This is a genomic window from Treponema sp. (genome assembly GCF_017430385.1).
In the GTDB taxonomy this organism is placed as follows: domain Bacteria; phylum Spirochaetota; class Spirochaetia; order Treponematales; family Treponemataceae; genus Treponema_D.
In genome coordinates, this window is sequence record NZ_JAFRNB010000134.1 from 22,981 (window position 1) to 30,550 (window position 7,570).

Sequence of the window (7,570 nt, forward strand, 5' to 3'; positions counted from 1 at the left end):
ACAGCGGAAGTGCGAAAAGCCCGCCCCGAAGCGTAGCGTAGGGGAACGCCAAAAATATATAGGAAAAATTATGGCAGAAAAACTTGATATAAAAAGCATGGCTGATTCTCCTTATGACTTCCGTTATGAGGAAAAAGGCTTCTATCGAAATAAGGCTGGTCTCACCCCTGAGATTGTCGCAAAACTTTCTGATGACAAGAACGACCCTGAGTGGATGAGAGAATTCCGTCAGAACGCGCTTAAAATTTACAATGAGCTTCGCGTGCCTGAGTGGGGCCCGGATATTTCAGGCCTCAACATCGACGAAATTGCCACTTATGTCCGCCCGAATACAAAAATGCAGGGCAAGTGGGAAGATGTTCCAGAGGACATAAAGGACACTTTTGAAAAGCTCGGAATCCCAGAGGCTGAGCGCACTTCTCTGGCTGGCGTTGGCGCGCAGTATGACAGTGAGCTTGTCTATCACAATTTGCAGGAAGAAGTCGCAAAGCAGGGCGTAATCTACACTGACTTTGAAAGCTCTCTCCGTGGGCCTTATGCAGACATGGTAAAAGAGCATTTTATGCAGCTTGTTAAGCCGAATGACCACAAATTCGCTGCCCTTCATGGTGCTGTATGGTCGGGCGGTTCATTCGTTTATGTTCCAAAAAACGTAAAAGTCGAGATTCCGCTTCAGTCTTACTTCCGCTTGAACGCAAAGGGAGCGGGGCAGTTCGAGCACACTCTGATTATCGTTGACGAGGGCGCGGACTTGCACTTTATCGAAGGCTGTTCTGCTCCAAAATACAACGTCGCCAATCTTCATGCAGGCTGCGTTGAGCTTTATGTCAAAAAAGGCGCGCATCTTCGATATTCAACCGTCGAAAACTGGTCAAAAAATATGTACAACCTCAACACCAAGCGTGCCAGGGTTGAAGAGGGCGGCTCAATCGAGTGGGTTTCAGGCTCTTTCGGAAGCCACATCTCATATTTGTACCCAGAGAGTGACTTGATTGGCCGAGGAGCCAGGGCTGAGTTCACTGGCGTTACATTCGCTGGTGAAGGTCAGAACCTTGATACCGGCGCAAAAATGGTTCACATCGCACCAAACACAACGAGCTTAATCACGACAAAGTCTCTTTCAAAGAGCGGTGGTGTCTCAACTTACCGAAGCGCAATCTACATCGGAAAAGAAGCAACAGGCAGCAAGGCGAGCGTTTCTTGTGAAAGTCTTATGCTCGATAACATTTCCCGAAGCGACACCGTGCCTGCGATGGACATTCACACTGACGACTGCGATGTTGGTCACGAGGCAAAAATCGGCCGCATTTCAAACGACGCGGTTTTCTATCTCATGAGCCGTGGAATCAGCGAGGAAGAGGCGCGCACGATGATTGTTTCTGGCTTTGCAAACCCGGTTTCAAAAGAATTGCCTTTGGAGTATGCGGTCGAGATGAACAATTTGATTCGCCTTGAGATGAAAGGAAGTTTATAGAAATTCCTCACAGAGTTCACGGAGCTCACAGAGGACACAGAAGCCACAAAAGATTTTTGATGGAGAAGGTTACATGACAGAAAATCTTAAATTTACCGAAATAAACAAAATCCCATGCCTCACATGGAACTGGCTTAAGATGAACCGCGCTTCCCTTGAAGTTGAGGCATCTTCTGAAATCATCAGCGAAAAAAAAGAAATCACCGCAACAAAAAAAGGTGAAGTCATCAGCATTCCCCTTGCGTTCGAGGACGGAAAGCGATACGAGCATGAGCAGATTGTCACCGCGCAGGAAAATTCCGAAGTCACCGTAATCCTTGACTACACTTCTGCTAAGAATGCGGGCGGGTTCTCTTCTATAAAAACGAAACTTGTCGCTCATCCTTATTCAAAAATCCACCTCGTCAAAGTCCAGCTTCTTGGCTCAAATTATGTCCAGATTGATGACACTTTCGGTGAGTGCGATGACAGCGCAAAAATCGAAGTAACTCAGATTGAGCTTGGCGGAAGCAAAGTTTACGCTCAGGTCAAAAACGAGCTTGACGGCTACGAATCTCGCTTCAAATCGGACACGGCTTACATCACAGAAAACGGCCAGATTCTCGATATGAACTATGTCGTGAACCATCACGGTGCAAAAACTGACACAAAGATGATTGTGAAGGGCGTTGTCGGGGATGCGGCTCTCAAAGTTTACCGTGGAACAATCGACTTCAAGCGCGGCTGCACTGACGCGACAGGTGACGAGCAGGAAGAAACTCTTCTCATGAGCAAAACCGCGGTCAACAAATCAATCCCGATGATTCTATGCAACGAAGAAAATGTCTCAGGCACCCACGGAGCCACCTTAGGCCGACTCGGAGCCGACGAGCTTTTCTACATGCAGAGCCGCGGAATCAGCGAGGAAGAAGCCAAACTCATGATGAAAAAAGCCAAAGTCCTGAGCATCGCAAGCAAAATCCCAAGCGAAGTCGTCCGCGAGAAAATTGAGAATTTTCTGGAAGCGGACACTTTTTCAAGTTTGCCCATTAGTGCTCAATCCTGAACTTAAGGTCTTTTAACGCCTTTGTGACCGCCGCATCCACAGCGGAATGGATCGTCTCGTTCACGATTTCAACTTGTGAGACAGAAAGTTTCGTTTCTCTGACCGTTTCCCGGAGCAAATCCGAAGCTGGAACCGAAACGGCCTTTGCAATTGCGAAAATCAGGTCAAAAGAAGGCTTCGTCATGCCACACTCAATGTTTCCGATGGTTCCGTTTGAGACATTACAGAGTTCCGCCAGCTGAGCCTGCGTTAAGCCTGCCTGTCGCCTGTAAAATTTCATGTTCTGAATAAAATTTGCCTGATTTTCATTCATATCCTCATTATGGATGAGAATTTTCCTAATTGGTACAGAGTGAAAGCGAGCAAGTTTTGAAGGATTAACTCATTTTAAATGGGTAAAATATGGGCGCAATCAACTTCCTCCGCTGTTCCGTGGCTCAGTAACCCTCGGTGCCTTCGGCACTGCCGCCAAAAATGCCGGCACCACTCCATAGCGGGCGCGGCTTTTATTTAAGTACGGCCAGAATGTCCTGTTCCGGAACTTCTGTGATTACGGTCTCCCCGACATTTTCCTGCAGGATAAATCTGATTTTGTCCGAAGAATTTTTCTTGTCTTTTTTCATTGCGTTCAAGAGAATTCTTGCGATTTCTTCTTCATTATTTCCGTATTTTTTCTTCATTTCCGGGTGCACAGGCTCGGTTTCCCAGCCGAAAGATGCAAGGCAAGATTTTACGCGGTTCGCATGTTCTTTGGTACAAAGTCCGAGCCGCTGTGAAAGGTCGGCTGCTCTTGCCATTCCCCAGGCAACGCCGTCGCCGTGAGTCACAACGCCAAGCCCGCACATCGATTCCAGTGCGTGCCCGAAAGTGTGGCCGAGGTTCAGCTGCATCCGAATATTTTTTTCAGTCAAATCCTGCTCCACGACCTTAGCCTTTGCGTTCACACAGATTCGGATTGCCTCACCCACGAGCGGATTTTTCCTGTCGTTCAGAATTTCCGGGTATTTTTCGAGCTTTTCATAAAGCTCTGGCGAGTAGAGAAGGGCTGTCTTAACGACTTCGGCCATTCCGCTCCGATATTCGTGCTGAGGGAGACTCTCGATAAAGCTCGGACAGATATGGATTTTCTGTGCCGGGAAGAAAGAGCCTATCATGTTTTTGTATGAATCAAAATCGCAGCCAGTTTTTCCACCGATTGCCGCATCGACCATCGAAAGAAGGGTGGTCGGAACAAGCTCGCAGTGTGCGCCCCGCTTGAAAATTGAGGCCGCGAAAGCCGTCATGTCAGTGATTACGCCGCCACCGATTCCGACGAAAACTGCCGAACGCTGCCCTCCAGCATCAAGCGCGGTCTTTACAATCGCAAGGACGCTCTCAATCGTCTTGAAAGGCTCTCCAGCTCCCAGAATCAAAAGTATGTCTTTGCCGCGCTTCCCGATAAAGCCGGCCTCAATCTTCGGGTGGGAAAAATCCTCACCGCGGAAGAAATCAACGAAGCCTTTTAATGAAGCAAGCGAAGCCACGGTTGTGTCGGTAACAAAAATGCGCTTTGGCAATGTGTCTTTTTCAGCGGAATAAAAAATAGAATTCAAGTCCAGTTCACCGTCATAAAATCGAATGAAAGTTCTGTCAGTCCCAGGATGCACCGGCGGATAAATGATGTCTTTTTCTTCAAATGTCATGAAGTTATTATATAGAAAAAAAAATGAAAATGAAATAGTTTTAGTCTGTTTCGGCCGTTCTTGAGCGGCCAAACATTTCTTTCTTCTTATTGACTACAATGTGACATTTCTATAAAATATTTTCTACTTATTTCTAATTGTATATACTCTTTGGAGAAAAAAATGGATTCTATCATTAAAGGTGTGCTTTTAGTTGCATTCGTAATTATTTGTGTTCTTCTCGTTCTTCTTGTTCTCGTACAGGATCAGGAAAGCAGCGGAATGGGTGGTTTGCTCGGTGGCGGTAACTCTGCTGCATTCGGTGCTCATTCAGCTTCAGTTCTCACAAAGGCAACTGTCGTTTTCGTCGTTCTTTTCTTTGTCGTCACATTCGGAATTGCAAAAATGCTTCCTACAAAAGCTGATTCAACAGATGCTGATTTGCTTTCTGCTGCAGAGGCTGCTGGTAAAGTTGAGGCTTCTGCTGAGCCTGCACTTCCAAAAACTGGTGAAGGCAAATGGTGGAATAAGTCTGAAAAGACTGCTCCGGCTGCAAAAGAAGCAGAGGTTGCACCTGCTACAGAGTCAGCTGCACAGTAATTCTTCATACAATTATTATTTTGGAGAGAGTCTATGGTCTTAGGTCAAGTTTTTCCGAAAGACACCATCGTGGTGAATCTTTCTAGCACAGAGAAAGACGAACTTTTTGAGGAACTTGTCGAAACCATTCATTCACATCATCCTTGTTTTGAAAAGGCTGAGGCTCTCAAAGTCCTTAATGAGCGTGAGTCGAAAATGTCCACAGGAATCATGCATTCTGTTGGAATTCCTCACGCTCTTATTCCTTCTATTAAAGATTCTATCGGCGCAATTGGAATCAGTCGTTCTGGCATCGATTATGATGCGTTGGACAAGGCTCCTGTTTATGTTGTCTTTATGATAATCGGCAACGAAGACGGAACTGAACGACATATCCAGATTTTAAAGCAGCTGGCTTCTGTCCTTCAAATCGAAGGATTCGTCGATAATCTCCTCTCTTTAAAATCTGCCTCAGAAGTTTACAATTTTATTTGCACATCCGAAGAATCTTTGATAAAATAAATTTAAAGCATTTATCGAGGTGAATCATGGCTGAAAAAGAAGTCAATACAATTACACATCTTTTGGAAATAGAGCAGAGAGCTTCTGCCATGACATTAAAGGCGCAGGAAGACGCCGATAAAAAAATCGCAGCGGCAAAAGCTCAGGCTGATTCAGAATTCAAGTCACAATACGAAAAAATCGTTAATAGTGCAGAACAGTCTTACGAACAAAAAATCACCGCCCTTGAAAATGACAAGGCTCAGAAAATCGCCGCTTATCGAGAGAAAATCATGGCTGCCCCACAGGATAAACCTTCATTCAATTCTTATCTTGATTCGGTTTTGCAGGCGTAAGAGGTTCTTTGTATGGGCAGATTGGACAGGTCAGCGGCTTCAAGTTTCGTCTACGCAAAAGCTAGTGGTCTTCTCTCAAAGGCATTTGTAGGTGCAAATGCAAGCAGGCTTTTTAGTGTCCAGTCTTTGCGCGAGTTGTACACTCTTCTTTTTGACGATGAAGTTCCGAGCGTTCCAGAAGTCCTTCTTTCAAAAGAAATTGAAGTAAAAGCGGCAGAAAATTTCATCAATCTTTACAAAAGCCTTCTCAATGAATTTGACAGACCTTCACCGATTCTTTCAGAAATTCTTTCATTCTATGAGTATGAAAATTCTGAGGTTGCTGATTCAGAGTCCGACCGGGCAAGAATTATGTCCCTTTGGAATGCGGTTTCTTCTTTAAAAGGTAGCGACCGTGAAAATCTTGAGCAGCTTTACAAAATGGAAATCTCATTCAAAAACATTCTCTGGGTTCTCCGGCTCAAAGTTTATTATCATTTCTCAAACGATGAGATTCTTGAACATCTTGTTTATGCCGGAGAAAAGCACGAAAAAGACGACATTCTGGCGCGCGAGGCAATCGCAATACTCGGCAAGGACATTTCTTCTTATGATGACTGGAAGGGCTGGCGTTATTCACAGTTCCTCAATCCTCATGAGGACGGTGTTGTCTGGGAAATTGACCCGTGCTGGATTGAGCGTTCACTAAAAAATTATCTTGCAAAATCATATAAACACTTCTTCCACAAGGATCCTATGAGCATTACAAGTTTAGTCTCATGGTTCCGCATCAAGCAGTATGAGCTTGATTGTATCCGTACTGTGGCAGAAGCCCTTCGTCTCGGTGTCGAGAGCGAAAAAGCCATGGAAGTCGCCGGAGTTTTGCCGCGCTCTTCTGTGGAAGGCGAATAGGAGGAGATATGGCTAGAACGACACCAATGAACCTTGTCGAGCTGATGATAATGAAAAACGACATCCGCCCGGTTCTTGAATTTCTCGGTAAAAAAGGCAATTTCCAGTTTCAGAATCACAAAAGCGACTCGTCTAAGGTCTCTGACGGCTCAAGGGCTGGTGAGGCAAAAAATCCAGAGCGTGATTTGTTCGTCCGCTTGCAGGATGCTCGTTCATTCCTTAATGTCGAAGATATTGACGCTTCTTTGGTCGCTTCGGCAACAAGAGCCGGTGAGGGTGAAATCTCGCTTGCCGAAAAATTCCTTTCTAATGTTGAGGAACTTAAAAAACGGCAGATTGTGGCCGCAGACGAGCTTAAGCGCGTAAAAGAGTCAAAAGAAGAGGCTGAGTCTTTCAAAAACCTTAAAGTTCCATTCTCGGAGCTTGACCACCTTTCTTTCCTCTCTATCAAAATTGGTAAAATCGATCCTTCAAAATTCGATGAGCTTGATGCGGCTGTAGGCAACCGTGCGATTATCGTTCCGCTCGGTGATGACAAGTCAAAGATTATGGCCGCAAGTTCCAAAAAGGCGCGATTCTCGCTCGACACTGAGCTTAAGAAGTTCGGATTCGTTACTTTCGAGATTCCTTCTGATTTCAAGGGCGTTCCTGATGAAGTTCTTGCCGGCCTTGAGACAAAACTTGCTGAGTCTCAAAAAGCAGTTGAGTATATAGAAGAAGAAAAACGTAATTTGGCCCAGACTCATGCCGAGTCGCTTCGGGCTTTGCTCGCTTCATTTGCGATAGCGGCTCAGATTGTTGATGTTCAGAACAATTTGGAGTCTACAAGCCTCGTCTACCGAATTACTGGCTGGATTCCTTCTGATTCATGCCATTCAATGATGAAGGACATGGACAAACTCACGGAAGGCCGAATTGCAATCCGTGTTTATAATCCGTTTGAAGTTCCTTCTGTAATCAATGGCACGGAGCAGGTTCCTGTTCGTCTCAAGCATGGCAAGCTTATCGGTGCGTTTGAGCGTATGATTTTCAGTTACGGCTCTCCAGTTTACGGAGCAATCGA

Annotated in this window: 9 protein-coding genes; 7 read left to right on the top strand and 2 right to left on the bottom strand. The window is 45.5% G+C overall.

Annotated elements, in window-relative coordinates:
* Window positions 1-70 precede the first annotated feature (70 nt).
* The gene (sufB, locus tag IJJ71_RS10160; RefSeq protein ID WP_486389622.1) at window positions 71-1,474 is read left to right on the top strand and encodes a Fe-S cluster assembly protein SufB; all 1,404 of its coding nucleotides are present in this window, start codon (window positions 71-73) and stop codon (window positions 1,472-1,474) included.
* Window positions 1,475-1,547: 73 nt separating this feature from the next.
* Complete coding sequence (locus IJJ71_RS10165; protein ID WP_296846779.1) at window positions 1,548-2,519, top strand: SufB/SufD family protein; 972 nt, start codon at window positions 1,548-1,550, stop codon at window positions 2,517-2,519.
* Here IJJ71_RS10165 and IJJ71_RS10170 read toward each other — a convergent pair.
* Window positions 2,503-2,832 carry a helix-turn-helix domain-containing protein gene (locus IJJ71_RS10170; protein WP_296846780.1) on the bottom strand — a complete coding sequence of 110 codons (330 nt, stop codon included), beginning with the start codon at window positions 2,830-2,832 and terminating at the stop codon, window positions 2,503-2,505. The genes IJJ71_RS10165 and IJJ71_RS10170 overlap by 17 nt on opposite strands.
* A gap of 193 nt (window positions 2,833-3,025) precedes the next feature.
* A complete protein-coding gene (locus tag IJJ71_RS10175) occupies window positions 3,026-4,201 on the bottom strand; it encodes a 3-dehydroquinate synthase (RefSeq protein ID WP_296846781.1) in 1,176 nt (391 codons plus the stop codon).
* A gap of 162 nt (window positions 4,202-4,363) precedes the next feature.
* On the opposite strand from IJJ71_RS10175, the gene secG reads away from it, so the two are divergent.
* From secG to IJJ71_RS10200, 5 genes are all read left to right on the top strand, one after another.
* Window positions 4,364-4,780 carry a preprotein translocase subunit SecG gene (secG, locus tag IJJ71_RS10180; protein ID WP_296846782.1) on the top strand — a complete coding sequence of 139 codons (417 nt, stop codon included), beginning with the start codon at window positions 4,364-4,366 and terminating at the stop codon, window positions 4,778-4,780.
* A 33-nt stretch (window positions 4,781-4,813) separates the two neighbouring features.
* Window positions 4,814-5,281 (top strand): PTS sugar transporter subunit IIA, encoded by a 468-nt coding sequence (locus IJJ71_RS10185; protein WP_296846783.1) that lies wholly within the window; start codon window positions 4,814-4,816, stop codon window positions 5,279-5,281.
* A 26-nt stretch (window positions 5,282-5,307) separates the two neighbouring features.
* The gene (locus IJJ71_RS10190) at window positions 5,308-5,616 is read left to right on the top strand and encodes a hypothetical protein (RefSeq protein WP_296846784.1); all 309 of its coding nucleotides are present in this window, start codon (window positions 5,308-5,310) and stop codon (window positions 5,614-5,616) included.
* Window positions 5,617-5,628: 12 nt separating this feature from the next.
* Window positions 5,629-6,507, top strand: a complete 879-nt coding sequence (locus IJJ71_RS10195; RefSeq protein ID WP_296846785.1) for a V0D/AC39 family V-type ATPase subunit — start codon at window positions 5,629-5,631, stop codon at window positions 6,505-6,507.
* An 8-nt stretch (window positions 6,508-6,515) separates the two neighbouring features.
* Window positions 6,516-7,570: V-type ATP synthase subunit I domain-containing protein (locus IJJ71_RS10200; RefSeq protein WP_486389623.1), on the top strand; the 1,055-nt coding region annotated here is incomplete at its 3' end.